The following is a 15,685-nucleotide window of genomic DNA, read 5'->3' on the forward strand; positions in this document are numbered from 1 at the left end:
GATATTATGGCCGTACTTGCATCATCCACAGAACCAGAACCTACAGAGTCATTACTACAACAAACTAATGAATTATTAATTATTGGCAAAGGAGCTATAGTTTATAAAGAATTCACTACTGGGGTAGATGCGAGAATTATAGACTCTCAAACGATAGGAATAGGGATTCCATTTAATTATTATCCGTTTATGTGTATGGTATTAGATGATGCAGGTAATGGAATACCAATGCAAGAATTTACTTCAGCACCTGGCAGTTTAACTGTAAAAGTAGCAGCAACATTGGACTCTACAAAAACTTATAAAATAATTGCATTTTTGATTGGAGACTCAATGAAAATAATAACATCCATTCAAAGTCAATCTGGAACTGTCACTGAGATTGCTCCAGGATTTGGAATATTTAAAGTCATTTACAATGACACTGAGGGAACTGACACACTAACAATAAATTATGATGATGGAACCAGTGAAACAATAACAGTTGATAAAAGTAACTTATGGACTGTGTTACCAATGCAACTACCAGATGCAGAAAGGGTAGCATAGTGGTGATTGTTATGCCTCCTCTAATCTCAAACAATACTTTTTTTTTGATGAATACTACAAACGATGGCAATGGTGGCAGTGTTAGTTACGATTATCCACTTTTATCCAATCAAAACTCACTGATAACTAACACAACGAACAATTTAACTTCAGACTCAACAAACACCGACATTTCTAATGAAACTCCAATACTGTCCAACAATACTCCAATTCTAATGAATACACCAACTAATCCAAATTCAGATTCTGATACTACAACTCCTACTGTTGTTTCACATACAGTTGAATTAATCACCGAAGAGAAAAAAGTCATCTCAAAAATAGTTTATTCAGATGGAACAGAAGATGTGAAAGAGTTGGATTTAACCGATTTCTACAATAGTGCTTACAATGAAGGATATTCTGCAGGTGTGAATTCAGTTGATTTTAGTAAAACAGGTTACATAATTGAAAATGGAATTATCAAAGTAACAACTACACTAACTAATGGAAAATCACAAGAATATAACATTACTCTTGATGAAAACTTAGTTGTTAGTTTATATAACCAAATAATGGCTAATAAAAGTAGCTGTTTCCAAATTAGACAGAATGAAACAGAATACAGCTTTTTAGTTGAAAGTAGGCAATATCAACCACAACCAAACTTAGCATATCAACCAGCCGTAGATGGAACGCCAGTTTATGAAGTGTTAGGACAGGAACAAAAAACTTGGAGTTTCACTCTTTATGTTGATTCAATTCCAAAAATGCAATTCTTACAACAGTTAGCAAGTAATCCCCTGATAGAAGTTTATTTTGATGAGATTGGTGATTGGAAACAGGCTTTAATTCAGAGTATTTCCTTGTCAAGGATAACTACTGGACATTATTATGCTGATATTGAACTTATAATTTTAGAATAAGGTGATAAAATGGAAGACATGATTACTCTTACAGACGAAAGAAAGACAGTCAAATTTGAAAATCTTCCAGAAATTTATGTTAGAGTTCATGATGAAGCCAAAGGTTTAGTTTTAACTGTTAAGAATCCTTACGATACGGATGTATATGCTAAAGTGTATTATGCTCCTGATGGAGAAAATTATGACACTGTAACTTCTGAAGTTGTTAAATACGATTACCAAGCACAAAAAACAGAATTAATACCCATTAAGCACCCATATATGAAAATATCATTTGATTCTGCTGTTTCAGGGTGGGTGTCATATATAAAATAAAGGTGATACTATGGGATTTGACCCAGTAACTTTTGCAAAAATAAAGAAAATTTCAATAGATTCAAATGCAGATGGATACATCGACTACGCAAATCAGGCAGGAAATGCTGATAAGTTAGACGGAAAAGATGCATCAGATTTTTTATCAATTGATTCATTTAAAGATTTAAAAGAAGATAATGGATACATAAAATTTCCAACGGGGCTTATTATGCAGTGGGGGAAGGTTTATGTCAATAATACCACATCATATCAAGAAATTCCTGTAAATTTTACCATTGAATTCCCGAACAAATGTCTAAACGTATTTGCATCAATATATGAGGGTTCTGGAGTTGATAATGACTATATCAAATGTATAACAAGAATTGCAAACATTACAACTAAAGGGTGTGTTGTTTGTATTACAGATATCAGTGGTGCAAGTGGAGATGTAGGATTTTTCTGGTTTGCAATAGGATATTAAAGTATATGGTGTAAAGTATGAAAACAATTGTCATAGATAAATCAATGTCCGTAGATATAGAGTATTCAATTAATGCCATTGACCAGTGTAATATAACTTCATTGAAAGATTTACAAATCCAACCTTTTGACCAATGTATTATACTTTGGAATGATAAAATAATTTTCAGAGGATATTGCATTGATGCAAGATTATCACAGAGTTTTGGACAGCAACAGTATGAATATACTATTAACAGCCCCCTCTGGATTCTAAGCCAGCAAAAAACTACGGCAAAAACTACATTTTTACAGATTTTCTTAAAAGAGTGTTGCAATTTATGTAATTTGGAACTGGATTATCAATTAGATTCAAATCCACTGATTTACATTGAAGAAAGTAGTTATTTTGATGCATTAAAAAAGTGCATACTTTATACAAAAAACTACAATACAAGATTTTACGTTGATTATGAATACAATTCATTAATTTTTACAGATAAAATTTCAGGACAACATCCAAAAGAAGAGAAAGTTGTCGGTTATGAATTTGAATGGGATACTGAGATTATAAACCAAGTAAGGTGGTAATAATGCCCTTTGTTCATTACATTGATGAAGAAAATTTCGATGATAAATTAAAAGAATGGACACTTGGTTTGAACAGTGATTATGTGAATCCTTATGATTCTGGTGAGACACAATACATTAACAGTAATTACCCCTGGCCAGCCAATATAAACAGTTTATCATCCAAAATATGCGAAATGGGTCTAATTGAGATGGATGGAGTTGAAATTAGGAGTGTTCCACTTCACTGGGTATCTACAGTATCAGTTCCAACAGCTCCAAGTTCATCCTTTGTTTTCAATATCCCATCGATGTTCCAGGAATGTATGTATGAATGTCATATTTACAATCTACCACCTGATGCAGGCGTCACTGCTACATATAATGCATATTTTGACAACAATTTTCCAATTCCATACAAATACACTCTTACCATACAAACATCTGCTGATGATATGTTTAATAATCAAGATTACAAAATTTGGATGAATGGAACATGGGGGCCGAGTTTTCATATACCTGAAAGTGGGACTAAAATCCTTGAGTTTCCAATTAAGTATGGAAAATTGAATATATCATTTGGTATCTCTGGAAGTTCTCTCACTGTAACTCTAATGTGGATTATTGAGAATAACAATATAAACGACTTCTTTGACCCAGATACGGAGGATTATTGGCAATTGATAGGGCGGAACATCAACATTGTCTTTGGTAACTTCCTACCAAAACACTTCCCAAGAGGTTACATCAATCCAATTCAAAACCGAACATATTTGGAGAAAAGAATACTTAACACTGGTGATGCGAGTAACCCAACCACAATAGAATACCTTTGGGGGTCTGTAACTCTTCTTCCTGATTTAGAAAGTTGGCAGTTTTATGACGATAAGGGTAACTCTGTAGATTCAAAATATGCCACAATCAGTGATGATGGATATGTTAGTATTTATTATGAGGAAATGATAAAAGATGGCTACTTCCCAAAGGCAATATATCTCTGGACTGTTCATAAAGAGTCATATCTTGAAGCTGAACCAAGCATTGGAACCTTTGAACGTAATGAAGAATCTGGGGTGTCAGAAAGATGTGATTTTGACATTATCGCATTCAAAAAGAAATATACGGGCAACTTATTAACTTGCGTTCCTCTTATTGTGTATTTTAGACCTTGTGAAGTTCCATTGGGAGATATTAACAAATGGGGCTGGCAACCATACATTTACTACTTTGACACTTACAACGTCAAACCATACTGTGAAAAGTTCATCGTAAGACCCAAGTGTATATGTTATAGGAATTCCGACCCAAATGAAAAAACAATCACATTCGACATAGAATATGAGATAAATGTGGATACTAAATACTTGGGTTGGTTCCAACCTGAACTTAGATTATATTATGGCGGTGTTTTAGTAGATTCAAAAACTGGAGATGTAAGCAATTTCACTTACACATTTAGAATGCCACAAAATACCATTGAAACTTATGAAATGAAACTTTTTATTGGAGGAGTTGAGGTTGCGAAAGAACAAATAATAGTTGAAAGACAAAAATACTGTCATAGTTTATCAATTGAAGCAAAAACTTATGACAAAGAAGGAAATGAAACTGATAAATTCCCACATCCAACGAGTGCAGATTATGATGAAAATAAACACTCTGAAATAATTGTTAAAATAAAAATAAAAGATGAGCAAGGCAATTATATTGATGTTCCAATTGAAAACATATTTATTAATTGGCAATATCCTCTGAATAAAATAAACACTGGAATTTATGAAGTAAGAATACCAAACACTGCCGATAATGCACTGAATATTCAAGATTATGGAATTGCAATCTATATAGACAAAGATTGGTGCGATGAAAACGGCTATTACAACAAATACAACATTGAAGCCGAAAATGTAATAATAAATAGCGACAAAATAGAAAGAATTGGTTTGTGGAACTTTGAAGGAATAACTGGCTATGAAAATGGAACCACTTTACTAAATCAGGTTTATGAAACTGTATCTGGAACATTTGTAAATCCAATATGCGAATTTAGTGTAGTAGAACAACTGAATGAAGACAGGGACTTAAAACAATATAGTTATTGTTATAGGATTTATGGCAGCCCAATGACGTTAAATTTACCAACTTATACTGATGATGAGTTAAAAGAACTCGCTAAGGCAATAGTTAGAGAAATGGGACAACCAAGGAAAATAGAAACCTTCACAATCCTAAGTAAAGAACTTCAAAAAATAAACAGTTCAATTACTGTAGATTATAATGGACAACTAATTTCAATGCCTGTATATTCTGTAAGATTCAGTTTAGAAAACTCGAACATTCAAATTCAAATAAGAAACGACCAGTTAAAATTGTTGAAAGATTACTTATCATTAATTAAGTAAATTTAAATTAATAAATGTAAATTGGAATAAAAAATAAAAATCAATAAAAAATCACTTAAATCCAAATAATAATTTTATCAACTCTATGGCATTAGGATTAGTTATAATTATAGCAAATAAGATTATCAAAGTGTGTATAATAAGCTTATATTCTAATTCTTTCTTAACCATTTCAATTTTCCCGTCTAAATATTTAATGTCTTCCTTTGTAGCCAATTCACCCCTCAACTCATCCTTTAATTCAGTTTTAACTGCAAGTTTTTCCTCTTTAACAATCTCTATAATTGCATTATACAACTCCTCTGCCTCTTTTTCATCCTTAACCTTTTTAAGTATCAACTCATATAACTTAGCATAGGCAACTGCCATAACACCACCACGTAATCATTAATCTCTATTTTTAAGCTCAAAGTATATTAAAGTTGTTCATTTGGTATCATTTCAACCTTCTCTTTTAAGTCCCTAATCGTCTCTTCATTAAACTTTATCATCTTAATACAATTCTCAATCTCAATCTTTAATAACTCTTCTGTTAATTTACAGCCCTTACCTCTAATTAAATATAAAGTTCTCTTATAATCAGCTATTTTATTTCTAAGCTTTAGATTTTCTCTTTTCAAATGATTTATTTTAATAATCAACTCTATTCTCTCAGTTCTACAACCATGCCTAACTTTTGCCATAGAATCACCAAAAAAAGAGTTTAAAACTCTGTCAATTTTTTAACACCAACAACCCTTAAATCTTCCATGTGTTCTGGCTTGATGACAACACCAACCTCCCCATCCACAGTAATCACAGCAGGAAAATCTACATCATAATAACACTGCACATCTTTAATATTATATCCCATTGATTTTAATATTGTCAAAGCCGCATTTACCAAATCAGGAGAATACCTAACTCCATTTTCAGCCGCATCCATGCAAAACTCAGCAATAATCTTTGTCTTAGATTTCGTAGTCTCTGAATCATTAATATAACATTGGCACCTATTAACCAGCAACCTTCTTAATTCAGAGTTCAACCTCACTATTCCAATTGTCCATTTCCCATTTACAACACCAGACTCTAAAACTTCCAACAACTTAGCCCTTATATCAGAATTCTCCATGATTTCACCTCCAAAAGTTTTGGGACTCATTTTTTCCACCATATCATCACCAAAAAAATTTTAAAAAAATTAATAAGTGATAATCACATACGACTTTCTCTTTTTAGCTTCAGCTATTACCATCTGCAAATACTTTGGCTCAATAATGTGCTTTAGTGCGTTCCTTATCGCCTTTGAAGCTAAGACAGTATATTTAAACTCCTCTCCCATTCTACCAGGACTTACCCTTTCAGCAGTACCTACCATAACGATGTTTCTCTTCAAATCCCTGACCCTACACGTTGCTATAATTTTTCCATTAACCTCTTGGAAAGTTGGGGGCTCTACCTCAATATTTCCCTGCATCCTCATTGCTTTAACAATTCCTGCCCATGAGAGAATTATCTTCTCCTTTCCTGTTTTTTTATCAGGATAAGTATATGCCAAAGGTAGATGCTCATTAGCTTCATCCAGTAACATTAAATCCTCATCCAACGAATCCATCTTTTCAATAACATCATCCAACGAATCAACCTTTTCAGCAGTTTTCTCTAAGACCACCATTGCATTGTTTGATGCCTTAACCTCAATACTATTCCCATTCTTATTCATCCTCTCCTCCTCCCTAAGCTTTTTAAATTCATCCTTAAGCTCCAAGGTTTCTAACCATTTGACAAATGCCGCACTTTCATCAATCCAATTATTATGCTCCTTTCTGATTTCTTCAACTTGCTTTTTAATCTCCTCAACTTCAATCTCTACACCATACACATTCTTATGAGCCTTTGCAGCTAACTCATACTTGCACATTCAAATCCCTCCGATTAACTTTCAACATGCCAAAATCCTTTTTCTCTCCCTCCAAAATCTGCCTCCTCAACCTTTTAAACAACTTTTTCCCAACCTTCACAACCCTAATCTTATCACTCAAACACTCAATATTCTCCCTCCTCCTCTCAAACTCATCAACATCCTTAGCCACACCAAAAGAAACAGGCTTTCCACCTAAATAAACGATAAAATAGATTTTATTTGATGAATATCGCATCATAGCCCTCCCTCCTAATCTCAGAACATAACCTAACCCTCAGTTTCCTAATCAAATCCTCAGCTTCCTCCAACTTCAAAATCGCTCCAACAGTGTCTCCATTATTATAATCACTCCATGCTCTTTCCAATAATTCTATAGCTTTATTTATTTGCATATTCTCACCTACAATTATTTGCTCCTAAATACCAAAAATATTTAAATAGAAAACTCGAAAAAGAAAAAATGCCTCTATGCAACAACTACTTGAAAAACATCTGTAGGAATCTCTTTAACTCTACCATTAACTATCTTAGATTTTGAATAAATCTCTTCCAAAAACTCTCTAACTTTCTTAGCATCCGTTTCTAAAATGCACTTAAAAGAATAATTCTCAAAACATGAGTATTTAATTTCCTTATCGCTTAAAAACTCAAACCCCATAATCCACATTCTGCCATCGAACCTTAATAAGAACTCATTAGGATTGACACTACTAATTTTAATCTGCCTGTAACCCTTCTTAATCGCAAGTTTTATCATCTCTTTAACTTCATCTGGTGTCTTCTTAAACCTCAACACGCTTCCACCCTCAAGTTGGTTTTGGCTTTATCTCCGCTTTCAAAGCCAGCTCTCAAATCAATAATCTTATTAGGAAAATCAGTAATCATCTTAGTAATCCAATCCGCAGCTTCTTCAGCATCTCCTTTAGCCTTTATTTTAACCTCTCCACCACTGTATCTGATGATAACAAAACTCCCAACATTTGAGATTTCTTTAATCTCCTCAACATTGATTCTCTTAGTTTCACTACCTTTTTTGACGACTAAGAACTTCATAATCAACCCTCCAAACTCTTTTAAAGCCAATAAATAGTGGGCTTCATCTCGCCCCGTCTAAAAAAATTATATTTGGTGGGGGAGGGGTTAATGGTGGGGGCCGTGTTTCAGGGCTTACATCACACCCAAGGGGTCCCAGCCGTTAAAGCTGGTTATCCTTGGGTGGTCATTTACCCACTTATTGGTGATATATCACTTCTTGGTGAGTAAGTATAATTAAACTAATATAAAAACCTTTCTCTCTAAAAAAGTTAATGGTGGATATTAAAAAAGTTAATAACAGCAAATAATAAAAACCGTAAAAATACATACTTCTCATAAAACGGTAATATATGGTGTTTAAATGAAAGAAAAACAGAAGATATTTTTTGATGCGATTTTTGATATTTTTAAAATAATATTTGGGTATGAGGTTGTATTTGCTGGAGCAACAATTTTGCAGACATCTTCAGGAGCTATCCCTATAAAAACAGGCTCTATTTTATTAGTTGGAGATATTGTATTTATTATACTAACACTCCTAACTTTTGGAACTGTGCTTTATGATGCCTACCTAAAAATTGAAGATTAATCAGAGCCAAATRTCTTCTCCCTACCTCCTAATTTAAAATACCAAATCCAAAGCCCTATCCCAAATAATACAAGTAAGAATATGGAAAATAACGCAACAAATAAAAATGTATCCACACCAATATTCATAAACACCAACCCCTTTTACCGTTGCTATATTTTATCTTGGTTATTGGTTTTATATATTTTGGCTAAACCTTACTCTCTAAGTTTGTTAATGGTAGATATTAGAAAAATTAATAGCAGAGGATAAAAAAAGAAAGACTACACCAGCAGACAGTGTATTACAAAAAGAGAATACATTGAATTACAATGGCATACAAAAAAGAATACAAAAGAATACAAAGTAATACACAATAGAATACACTAAAATACAATGTCATACAAAAATAGCTAAATTTTAAAAATAGATTTACTCATAAGCTTCTGTTTCCTGTTTTTCCGTGTTTTCTTCTTTTACTTCTTCAATGTTTGCCATCATCCCAGCAACATTTATAGGTGGGAGTATAACCGGAGGAATATTAGCGTTCGCCGTAATAGTTGAAATCAAAGCCCTAACATAAGGGAATAATATTGCAACAGAATTAATCTCTGCAAATTGTCTAACCTTATCAATCGCTTCCTCAATAACTTCAAAGAAACCCCATACTTCAACAGACAAATAAACTGGACTTTTAGCAAAATCCTTTTTCTCCCCAGCTGTTATTTTAATTATCGTTATAAATTTATTTGGCTCATTTTTATTGTATCTTATCTCTGTATCAATATTTACATTCAACCTTATCTTTTCATCTTTTTCAGGGACTTCATTTAGTATAAATTCAATATGCTTAACAATATAATTGGAAAACTTTAAAGCACACTTTGGTGGAGCTTCCATTTTTATGCCACCTCATAATTATTACAAATATGTAAACTATCCTGCTGAAGGGTAATAATATAACTTGATTCTTCACCAACTTTTATATCCTCTTTAAATTTATATCCCTTCCTAAATTTACAATACATTTTATTATCAGCATTTATTTCCTTTAAATTAATCTTAATAACAATCTGGTTGTGGGTGTTAACATTACAAGTTTGGGACTTCATTATTATCTCTCGATATTTAGCAATATCCTCTTCAGTTAAGACCTCATCTGTAGCTAATGGACCTGGCTTTATCTTCCCAAACCCACACTCAATTAAATCCCTCTCAAATTGTTCTAAATCAATATTTTCAAAATGTTTGTAAATTCTTTTTAATTCTTTTAATAAATCAAATGTCATAATCTCACCTATATTCCTAAATCTTCTTTATAAATTTCAGTATAAATTAAGAATTTATCTATTGTCTTCTCCAAATCATACCACTCCAACTTTTTTATAACACTTGGATTTTTTACACACACTTGAATCTCAGGCATAAATGTTAATCTATGTGTTCTTTCTTTATATTTTTTATTTTTCTCACGATTTTCTATTTTTTGATATTTTTTTACGGGTATTGGAAACAAAGCTCTAACAATATCGAATCTTTTATTATAACCCAGCTCCTTGTTCTTGAACATATAATTTATAACAACCCCTTCCGCACACATGTCTCCTCTGAGTTTATCTAACCTCAATTTCGTAGTGTTAATTAACTTATACATCATGTCAAATAGGAGTTTATGTTCAATCTTCGTTAAATCAAAAATCCTCGATTCCTCACATATAACTTCTGCTTTTATTATTGCAAAATTTTTTAGTAATCTATTGCGGTTCTTCTCCTTATACCATATCCACTTAAACGCATGGAACTCCTCTTCATAAAAATAAATACCATCCCCAAGCCAGTGGTTATCTCCTTGGCTGGGTAGTATCTCCTTACTTTCCATTATTTTTTCTGCACTCTTTCTGTCGGTCCCATGATACAGTGTCATTCTAACATACGACATCATCCACCAATATTACTAATTACCCTAATAGTGTATCAGTTCCGAACTTTCCAGTATATTTTATAGTATATATACAGGAGTATATACCTGTATATATACTATTATATACTCTATCTGATACTTTCCTGCCGACACCTATATTTACTTTTCGATTAATATCAACAGGGAACCTACATAGGTAGTAATAACAGATACTGCTGAGTATCCATAGGACCAGCAGATAATATATTAATGATTGTTGATATGCTCACAATAGGACCAGAAAAAGAGAAGTTGAAAAGTTATTTTACAGTCAAATCGTAGCATTTTAAAACAGCCACTTATTCAGTCCACCAAGTTCCAACAGCAATATCATACTTAGCAACTTTTTTACCTTCCTCCCCTATAGGTCCAATAATTTTAAATCTAAACTTTTGTCCAGGGTCAACGTCCCTATGGACGTCCATGAACTCATCAATTAAAACACCATCAGCATCATAAAATCTTGCCTTTATTTCTACAAATTTTAACCTTTTATTACCTACATTCTGAGCAACCCCTTCAACATACACAGTCCCATAATCTTTCCTAACTAAATGATGCTCTAATATCTGAACTGGGCAAGTCTCAGTTTCTGCAGATGCGGTGCTTGAAGAATAGTCAGTTCCTCCTCCACCAGTGCAACCACATATAGCAACCACACCACATACTATACTGGCAAGTATCAAAAACACACCCAGCCTTTTCATACTCCCCCTCTTCGAATTTTACAATTATTCAAATGTTTCTATAATATTATATAATGATTACTATACGAGTTTAGAATATCGATGATTGTTAATGTTTATATTATTTAAATACCTACTTAGAAAAATAGAAAAATAAAAGCCCTAAGTTGTGGTAATTATGGATGAAAAACGGAAGCTTTTATTTGACAAAATAGCTAATGCTGGAATAGTTTTTGTTGGATACGAATTTTTATTTATGTTGTATGTCATCCTAAATACTGCATCTGGAATGATAACATTACAAACAGGTATTGTGCTATTTATAGGAGATGCCCTTGCAATACTAATAACAATCTGGCTATTATGTGCTGTTTTATATGACATCTACAAAAAACTTTAATTAGTTTCTAAAGCTTTTTTACCACCCAATTTAAAATACCACAAATATAAAGCTAAAGATAACAAAACAATCAATCCCAAAGAAGCCAAACCCATAAGTGTAACTATAGTTTGATTATCCATACTCACCAACTCCTTTTTTCTAATTCTATAATATATCAACTATGAAATATAAGCTTTATCAATGTGTGAAGAGGTTAGTATATTAACGATTGTTGATATTTTTAAGGTAGTGTCCCGAGATGTGTCGGATTTAGAGATAAGGATAATTCTTTGAGATTTTACGAAATCCTAAATAATTTATGTCCTATTTTCGGTTTAGACGTTTATTTATGAAATCGAATAATTTGGGATTATCCCTAAGGTATTCAAACTTAATTTTTCTTATTTTCTTGGTTTAGGGAATATAAACCGTTATCTAAATATATCGGTTTAAATGTCTCTAAACCGCATAAACTTAATAAATTATCCTTTTAAGTCCAGAGATGAGGACATTTTAAGCTCTTTTATAAATATGCCTCTAAACCAAAAATAAACCGTAATCCTATGAGTTTTGAGCCAAATAAGGCAAATATGTGTCCATCTCTAAATACGATATTAGAGCCATAGTATCCTATAGAAGTAATTTATGCAGTTGAATTTACAATTTTATAATTAATAACGATGTCTTGGCCTTCTCTAAGAGTATCGAAAGTTTCAATAAGATCTAATATTTCTAAAGCTCTTTTACCTCTTGGGGTTATTGAATAATATACTTTTCCAAATTTATAAGGAGATTCTCCTTCTCTTTTTTCAACGAAACCTTCATTAACTAAATCAGATAATATTGAGTCCAAAATTTTTGGATGTAAATTTAAAGTCTTCTGTAATTCACTAAAATACATATCTTTACTATTTAGTAATTTTAAAACATCCTTTACGTGTTTTTTTGCCAGTATTTTGAGTATCATAATATGACCTGCCTCTTTTTGTTTTTATTGTAATTTTTTACAACTACTTTTATTTATGTGATTATTCACCAAAGCGTGATGAATCACCAAAAAATATATATATCAGTTTAATTATATTACTCACCAAATAGTGATAAATTACTACATAGTGATAATATGAAAATCAGAAAGAAAACATGGAGATTGCCAAAAGATGCAACAATATCATTCAAAGGAGTTGTTAAACCAATAGGAAACTCTGGAATGATCTTAATACCTAAAGATTACGTTGGATGCAAAGTTTTAGTTACAATACTTGATGAACTCGGAAATGAAGAATTTGAGATTGTAGAAACTGAGAAATCATAAATTAGGGGATAAACATGGTTTATGATAACATAAAAAGAGAAATTATAGGCATGTTAAAAAGAATGCCTAACAAACAAGCAGATTGGGATAATGATTTATTACCTACTTTAAAGGCAATGTTTAACCCAAAATCAGTTTCAAACGCTAAATCCCAATTAATCTCTGAAGGTGTTATATCTCAAGAAATTGTTGATGGAAAGAAAATTATAACTCTCATTAAGGACCCTTATGAGCTTCAAGCTCCCAACGTATTTGACGAGGAAATGTTCTTGGCATACTATACTGATAAATTAAAGGAGTATTTTAAACACAAGTTATCAACTGAAGGACCAGAGTGGGATATTTTTGACGTGAAAGAATTTATAATGCACTTCCCTGAATCTGGAGATTTGAATGATAAGTTAATAGAACACCCTTATGAAGTTAGGAAATCGATAACAAATGTATATATTGAAGCTTATGAAGAATTATTCAACGAAACACCTAACGTAGAATTTATCCACATTAGAAATCCTATTGATTGTAGAATTTCCTTATCTGAATTATCATCTGCCCATAAAGGAAAATTAGTAGAGTTTAGAGCAATGATTCTCCAAGCAACGAAACTTAAACTAAGGTATGCTAAGGGATTCTATTACTGTCCAAAGTGCGGAGCTACAAAGACATTGGATTTAGGATTTTGGGATAAACCTAAAGAAGTTGGAAAGTCATTAACATGTCCTGCTGATGGCTGTGATTGTAAAGGACTAATATTTGATGAAGATTTATCTGGCAAAGTTGATTTTCAGGAGATTAAAGTTCAAACACCATTACAGGAGTCAATATATGCAAATAAACATTCTACAACTGTCTTCTATGAATTTAACAAACCAAAGAAAGCGGTATATTCTGGGTATGTGAAGATTGTTGGAGTTCCAATTGTTAAAGAAAATAAAAACGGGAGTGTTGGAGAATTATACATTCATGCTTTTTACATTGAAAAGGATGATGAAGATATTGAAGAAATAGCTAAAAACCTCAATGAAAAAGATTTAGAGCTTATTAATAGAATTGCTAAGGATAAGAACGTTATTCAAAAGCTTTCTGACTATGCTTTTAGGGAAGTTACTGGATATGATATGATAAAAAGAGCTGTTTTATTACAGTTGGTTAGTAGTGGGACTAATATTGACATGAGAACGTCCATCCATATTTTGATGATTTCCGACCCTGGGGTTGGAAAATCAACATTGATGGAGTCATTAATTCAGAAGTTTCCATTTGTTAAGAAAGTTTATGCTGTTACTTCATCAGGTCCTGGATTGGTCGGGTCTGTAGTCAGGGAGAAGGCAGAGTTTGGAGATAGTTGGGTATTAAAAGCTGGGGTTTTAACTGAGGCTGATGGGGGAGTTGTTTGTATTGACGAATTTTCAAGGAATAAAGAGGTATATGATTATCTCTTGGGAGTTATGGAACAGCAGAAGATTGAGATTAACAAGGCTGGAGTTATTGATGCAGTATTGCCAGCAAGGGTTGCTATTTTAGCAGCATGTAATCCAAGGTTTGGAAGGTTTAATCCTGATTTAACCGTATGGGAGCAGATAAACTTGCCTAAGGAGTTATTGGATAGGTTTGATTTGATTTTTGTGATTAAAGATAAGATTGATAAAAAGAAAGATGAGGATATAGCAGATTTCTCTATTGATAATTATAATTCAAAAGTTAGAGAGAGAAAAGGAAAATCTTCGGGTAAAAAGTTTGTAATAAATGGTGTTGAGTTGAATGATGAGTTGTTGCTGAAGTATGTTCTTTATGCAAGACAAATAGAGCCAGAAATATCAGATGAAGCTCGTAAGATTATAAAAGAGTATTATGTTTCTGTAAGAAAAATGAGCGAAGCAAAAGGAACTTTTGGAATATCTGCAAGACAGTTAGGGTCTATAATCAGATTAGCAGTTGCTCATGCAAAGTTAAGATTGTCGGAAGTTGTTAAAGCGGTTGATGCAGAAGAGGCTATAAGGTTAGTTGATACCTGCTTAAAACAAATCGCCTACGACCCTGAGAGTGGTTCAATAGACATTGACAAAATAGCTGGAACTCCGAAATCTAAGAGGGATAAGGTTGAGAAGGTTCTGAATATTATTAAGGAAATTTCTAACTCAAGAGATGACGGCTTAGCTCCTGAAGAAGAGATATATGAAAGGGCTGAAAGGGCGGGTTTATCTGAGAAGGAAGTTGAGGATGCTATTAATTATCTGAAACGGGTTGGAGACATTTATTCTCCAAAGTCGGGTTATTGGCAACTTATGTCTTGATAATCAGAGGTGGGGAGTATGATTGAAATTAATTTCTCTCACGATTATTTCAAATTAAGAGAACAGAGATTTACAACAATTAGAAGCAAGCATTATCTGAAAAATAAGGGTTTGAGAGTTGGAGATGTTGTAAAAATTAAACATCCAAGTGGAGAGTTTCCTGCTAAAATCGTTGGAGTTGAGGTTAAAAGAATTTGTGATATTCCTTTAGAAATATTAAAGAAAGATGCAGAATTCGAAGGTTTTAACATAAAAACACATCAAGATTTTGTAGATTTGCTTAATAGTTTTATCCCTTACAAGTCTAATAAATTGACGACTGAAAAAGCCATTATTTACTTAGAAAGAGTGTGA

At 32.5% G+C, this 15,685-nt stretch carries 25 protein-coding genes; 11 read left to right on the top strand and 14 right to left on the bottom strand.

Going from position 1 to position 15,685, the window contains the following annotated elements:
* The first annotated feature begins 6 nt into the window (after positions 1-6).
* The 6 genes from MJ_RS01810 (at position 7) to MJ_RS01835 (ending at position 5,185) form a co-directional block, all read left to right on the top strand.
* Positions 7-549 carry a hypothetical protein gene (locus MJ_RS01810; protein WP_010869842.1) on the top strand — a complete coding sequence of 181 codons (543 nt, stop codon included), beginning with the start codon at positions 7-9 and terminating at the stop codon, positions 547-549.
* An 11-nt stretch (positions 550-560) separates the two neighbouring features.
* On the top strand, positions 561-1,454 hold the full coding sequence (locus MJ_RS01815; protein ID WP_244409456.1) for a hypothetical protein: 894 nt from the start codon (positions 561-563) through the stop codon (positions 1,452-1,454).
* A gap of 18 nt (positions 1,455-1,472) precedes the next feature.
* The gene (locus MJ_RS01820; RefSeq protein ID WP_209320032.1) at positions 1,473-1,769 is read left to right on the top strand and encodes a hypothetical protein; all 297 of its coding nucleotides are present in this window, start codon (positions 1,473-1,475) and stop codon (positions 1,767-1,769) included.
* 10 nt (positions 1,770-1,779) lie between these two features.
* The gene (locus MJ_RS01825; RefSeq protein WP_010869845.1) at positions 1,780-2,235 is read left to right on the top strand and encodes a gp53-like domain-containing protein; all 456 of its coding nucleotides are present in this window, start codon (positions 1,780-1,782) and stop codon (positions 2,233-2,235) included.
* Between the two features lie 17 nt (positions 2,236-2,252).
* Positions 2,253-2,804 carry a hypothetical protein gene (locus MJ_RS01830; RefSeq protein WP_010869846.1) on the top strand — a complete coding sequence of 184 codons (552 nt, stop codon included), beginning with the start codon at positions 2,253-2,255 and terminating at the stop codon, positions 2,802-2,804.
* Between the two features lie 305 nt (positions 2,805-3,109).
* A complete protein-coding gene (locus MJ_RS01835; protein ID WP_162484744.1) occupies positions 3,110-5,185 on the top strand; it encodes a hypothetical protein in 2,076 nt (691 codons plus the stop codon).
* A 51-nt stretch (positions 5,186-5,236) separates the two neighbouring features.
* Here MJ_RS01835 and MJ_RS01840 read toward each other — a convergent pair whose 3' ends face one another.
* The 8 genes from MJ_RS01840 to MJ_RS01870 all read right to left on the bottom strand — a co-directional run bounded on the left by MJ_RS01840 (position 5,237) and on the right by MJ_RS01870 (position 8,144).
* The gene (locus MJ_RS01840; RefSeq protein WP_010869848.1) at positions 5,237-5,554 is read right to left on the bottom strand and encodes a hypothetical protein; all 318 of its coding nucleotides are present in this window, start codon (positions 5,552-5,554) and stop codon (positions 5,237-5,239) included.
* A gap of 47 nt (positions 5,555-5,601) precedes the next feature.
* Positions 5,602-5,868: a hypothetical protein gene (locus MJ_RS01845; protein WP_010869849.1), complete on the bottom strand. Its 267-nt coding sequence runs from the start codon at positions 5,866-5,868 to the stop codon at positions 5,602-5,604.
* A 20-nt stretch (positions 5,869-5,888) separates the two neighbouring features.
* Positions 5,889-6,299 (bottom strand): hypothetical protein, encoded by a 411-nt coding sequence (locus tag MJ_RS01850; RefSeq protein ID WP_162484745.1) that lies wholly within the window; start codon positions 6,297-6,299, stop codon positions 5,889-5,891.
* Positions 6,300-6,368: 69 nt separating this feature from the next.
* Positions 6,369-7,088 carry a hypothetical protein gene (locus MJ_RS01855; RefSeq protein ID WP_010869851.1) on the bottom strand — a complete coding sequence of 240 codons (720 nt, stop codon included), beginning with the start codon at positions 7,086-7,088 and terminating at the stop codon, positions 6,369-6,371.
* On the bottom strand, positions 7,075-7,329 hold the full coding sequence (locus tag MJ_RS01860) for a hypothetical protein (protein WP_010869852.1): 255 nt from the start codon (positions 7,327-7,329) through the stop codon (positions 7,075-7,077). The genes MJ_RS01855 and MJ_RS01860 overlap by 14 nt, the downstream gene beginning before the upstream one ends.
* Positions 7,307-7,483, bottom strand: coding sequence for a hypothetical protein (locus tag MJ_RS09570; RefSeq protein WP_010869853.1), 177 nt, complete (start codon positions 7,481-7,483; stop codon positions 7,307-7,309). Before MJ_RS09570 ends, MJ_RS01860 begins: the two co-directional genes overlap by 23 nt.
* 74 nt (positions 7,484-7,557) lie before the next feature.
* The gene (locus MJ_RS01865; protein ID WP_010869854.1) at positions 7,558-7,887 is read right to left on the bottom strand and encodes a hypothetical protein; all 330 of its coding nucleotides are present in this window, start codon (positions 7,885-7,887) and stop codon (positions 7,558-7,560) included.
* Positions 7,881-8,144: a hypothetical protein gene (locus tag MJ_RS01870; RefSeq protein ID WP_244409457.1), complete on the bottom strand. Its 264-nt coding sequence runs from the start codon at positions 8,142-8,144 to the stop codon at positions 7,881-7,883. The genes MJ_RS01865 and MJ_RS01870 overlap by 7 nt, the downstream gene beginning before the upstream one ends.
* Positions 8,145-8,487: 343 nt before the next feature.
* Here MJ_RS01870 and MJ_RS01875 point away from each other — a divergent pair, with 343 nt between their 5' ends.
* Entirely contained in the window at positions 8,488-8,715 is a 228-nt protein-coding gene (locus tag MJ_RS01875; RefSeq protein ID WP_064496470.1) for a hypothetical protein, read from the top strand.
* Positions 8,716-9,126: 411 nt separating this feature from the next.
* Here the strand turns inward: MJ_RS01875 and MJ_RS01880 are convergent, their stop codons facing one another.
* From MJ_RS01880 to MJ_RS01895, 4 genes are all read right to left on the bottom strand, one after another.
* Entirely contained in the window at positions 9,127-9,594 is a 468-nt protein-coding gene (locus MJ_RS01880) for a protein-export chaperone SecB (RefSeq protein ID WP_010869856.1), read from the bottom strand.
* 2 nt (positions 9,595-9,596) lie between these two features.
* Positions 9,597-9,983 (bottom strand): hypothetical protein, encoded by a 387-nt coding sequence (locus tag MJ_RS01885; RefSeq protein ID WP_010869857.1) that lies wholly within the window; start codon positions 9,981-9,983, stop codon positions 9,597-9,599.
* A gap of 8 nt (positions 9,984-9,991) precedes the next feature.
* A complete protein-coding gene (locus MJ_RS01890) occupies positions 9,992-10,636 on the bottom strand; it encodes a hypothetical protein (RefSeq protein ID WP_010869858.1) in 645 nt (214 codons plus the stop codon).
* A 317-nt stretch (positions 10,637-10,953) separates the two neighbouring features.
* The gene (locus MJ_RS01895) at positions 10,954-11,361 is read right to left on the bottom strand and encodes an FxLYD domain-containing protein (RefSeq protein ID WP_010869859.1); all 408 of its coding nucleotides are present in this window, start codon (positions 11,359-11,361) and stop codon (positions 10,954-10,956) included.
* Positions 11,362-11,518: 157 nt separating this feature from the next.
* On the opposite strand from MJ_RS01895, the gene MJ_RS01900 reads away from it, so the two are divergent.
* The gene (locus MJ_RS01900) at positions 11,519-11,740 is read left to right on the top strand and encodes a hypothetical protein (protein ID WP_064496472.1); all 222 of its coding nucleotides are present in this window, start codon (positions 11,519-11,521) and stop codon (positions 11,738-11,740) included.
* On the opposite strand, the gene MJ_RS09845 is transcribed toward MJ_RS01900, so the two are convergent.
* The gene (locus MJ_RS09845) at positions 11,737-11,862 is read right to left on the bottom strand and encodes a hypothetical protein (protein WP_280109653.1); all 126 of its coding nucleotides are present in this window, start codon (positions 11,860-11,862) and stop codon (positions 11,737-11,739) included. The genes MJ_RS01900 and MJ_RS09845 overlap by 4 nt on opposite strands.
* A 503-nt stretch (positions 11,863-12,365) precedes the next feature.
* Positions 12,366-12,689, bottom strand: coding sequence for a winged helix-turn-helix transcriptional regulator (locus MJ_RS01905; RefSeq protein ID WP_010869860.1), 324 nt, complete (start codon positions 12,687-12,689; stop codon positions 12,366-12,368).
* Positions 12,690-12,845: 156 nt separating this feature from the next.
* Here MJ_RS01905 and MJ_RS01910 point away from each other — a divergent pair, with 156 nt between their 5' ends.
* From MJ_RS01910 to MJ_RS01920, 3 genes are read left to right on the top strand one after another with little or no spacing between them, the layout of a single operon-like run.
* On the top strand, positions 12,846-13,037 hold the full coding sequence (locus MJ_RS01910) for a DUF2080 family transposase-associated protein (RefSeq protein ID WP_010869861.1): 192 nt from the start codon (positions 12,846-12,848) through the stop codon (positions 13,035-13,037).
* A gap of 14 nt (positions 13,038-13,051) precedes the next feature.
* Complete coding sequence (locus MJ_RS01915) at positions 13,052-15,331, top strand: AAA family ATPase (protein ID WP_010869862.1); 2,280 nt, start codon at positions 13,052-13,054, stop codon at positions 15,329-15,331.
* 18 nt (positions 15,332-15,349) lie between these two features.
* The gene (locus tag MJ_RS01920; protein WP_064496473.1) at positions 15,350-15,685 is read left to right on the top strand and encodes a hypothetical protein; all 336 of its coding nucleotides are present in this window, start codon (positions 15,350-15,352) and stop codon (positions 15,683-15,685) included.

This window comes from Methanocaldococcus jannaschii DSM 2661 (assembly GCF_000091665.1).
GTDB classification, from domain to species: domain Archaea; phylum AGJL01; class Methanococci; order Methanococcales; family Methanocaldococcaceae; genus Methanocaldococcus; species Methanocaldococcus jannaschii.

Bases quoted from the DNA above. Each gene is read 5' to 3' on its own strand.
- MJ_RS01810 (WP_010869842.1), top strand. From the start codon at position 7: ATGGCCGTACTTGCATCATCCACAGAACCAGAACCTACAGAGTCATTA.
- MJ_RS01815 (WP_244409456.1), top strand. From the start codon at position 561: ATGCCTCCTCTAATCTCAAACAATACTTTTTTTTTGATGAATACTACA.
- MJ_RS01820 (WP_209320032.1), top strand. From the start codon at position 1,473: ATGATTACTCTTACAGACGAAAGAAAGACAGTCAAATTTGAAAATCTT.
- MJ_RS01825 (WP_010869845.1), top strand. From the start codon at position 1,780: ATGGGATTTGACCCAGTAACTTTTGCAAAAATAAAGAAAATTTCAATA.
- MJ_RS01830 (WP_010869846.1), top strand. From the start codon at position 2,253: ATGAAAACAATTGTCATAGATAAATCAATGTCCGTAGATATAGAGTAT.
- MJ_RS01835 (WP_162484744.1), top strand. From the start codon at position 3,110: ATGTATGAATGTCATATTTACAATCTACCACCTGATGCAGGCGTCACT.
- MJ_RS01840 (WP_010869848.1), bottom strand. From the start codon at position 5,554: ATGGCAGTTGCCTATGCTAAGTTATATGAGTTGATACTTAAAAAGGTT.
- MJ_RS01845 (WP_010869849.1), bottom strand. From the start codon at position 5,868: ATGGCAAAAGTTAGGCATGGTTGTAGAACTGAGAGAATAGAGTTGATT.
- MJ_RS01850 (WP_162484745.1), bottom strand. From the start codon at position 6,299: ATGGAGAATTCTGATATAAGGGCTAAGTTGTTGGAAGTTTTAGAGTCT.
- MJ_RS01855 (WP_010869851.1), bottom strand. From the start codon at position 7,088: ATGTGCAAGTATGAGTTAGCTGCAAAGGCTCATAAGAATGTGTATGGT.
- MJ_RS01860 (WP_010869852.1), bottom strand. From the start codon at position 7,329: ATGATGCGATATTCATCAAATAAAATCTATTTTATCGTTTATTTAGGT.
- MJ_RS09570 (WP_010869853.1), bottom strand. From the start codon at position 7,483: ATGCAAATAAATAAAGCTATAGAATTATTGGAAAGAGCATGGAGTGAT.
- MJ_RS01870 (WP_244409457.1), bottom strand. From the start codon at position 8,144: ATGAAGTTCTTAGTCGTCAAAAAAGGTAGTGAAACTAAGAGAATCAAT.
- MJ_RS01875 (WP_064496470.1), top strand. From the start codon at position 8,488: ATGAAAGAAAAACAGAAGATATTTTTTGATGCGATTTTTGATATTTTT.
- MJ_RS01880 (WP_010869856.1), bottom strand. From the start codon at position 9,594: ATGGAAGCTCCACCAAAGTGTGCTTTAAAGTTTTCCAATTATATTGTT.
- MJ_RS01885 (WP_010869857.1), bottom strand. From the start codon at position 9,983: ATGACATTTGATTTATTAAAAGAATTAAAAAGAATTTACAAACATTTT.
- MJ_RS01890 (WP_010869858.1), bottom strand. From the start codon at position 10,636: ATGATGTCGTATGTTAGAATGACACTGTATCATGGGACCGACAGAAAG.
- MJ_RS01895 (WP_010869859.1), bottom strand. From the start codon at position 11,361: ATGAAAAGGCTGGGTGTGTTTTTGATACTTGCCAGTATAGTATGTGGT.
- MJ_RS01900 (WP_064496472.1), top strand. From the start codon at position 11,519: ATGGATGAAAAACGGAAGCTTTTATTTGACAAAATAGCTAATGCTGGA.
- MJ_RS09845 (WP_280109653.1), bottom strand. From the start codon at position 11,862: ATGGATAATCAAACTATAGTTACACTTATGGGTTTGGCTTCTTTGGGA.
- MJ_RS01905 (WP_010869860.1), bottom strand. From the start codon at position 12,689: ATGATACTCAAAATACTGGCAAAAAAACACGTAAAGGATGTTTTAAAA.
- MJ_RS01910 (WP_010869861.1), top strand. From the start codon at position 12,846: ATGAAAATCAGAAAGAAAACATGGAGATTGCCAAAAGATGCAACAATA.
- MJ_RS01915 (WP_010869862.1), top strand. From the start codon at position 13,052: ATGGTTTATGATAACATAAAAAGAGAAATTATAGGCATGTTAAAAAGA.
- MJ_RS01920 (WP_064496473.1), top strand. From the start codon at position 15,350: ATGATTGAAATTAATTTCTCTCACGATTATTTCAAATTAAGAGAACAG.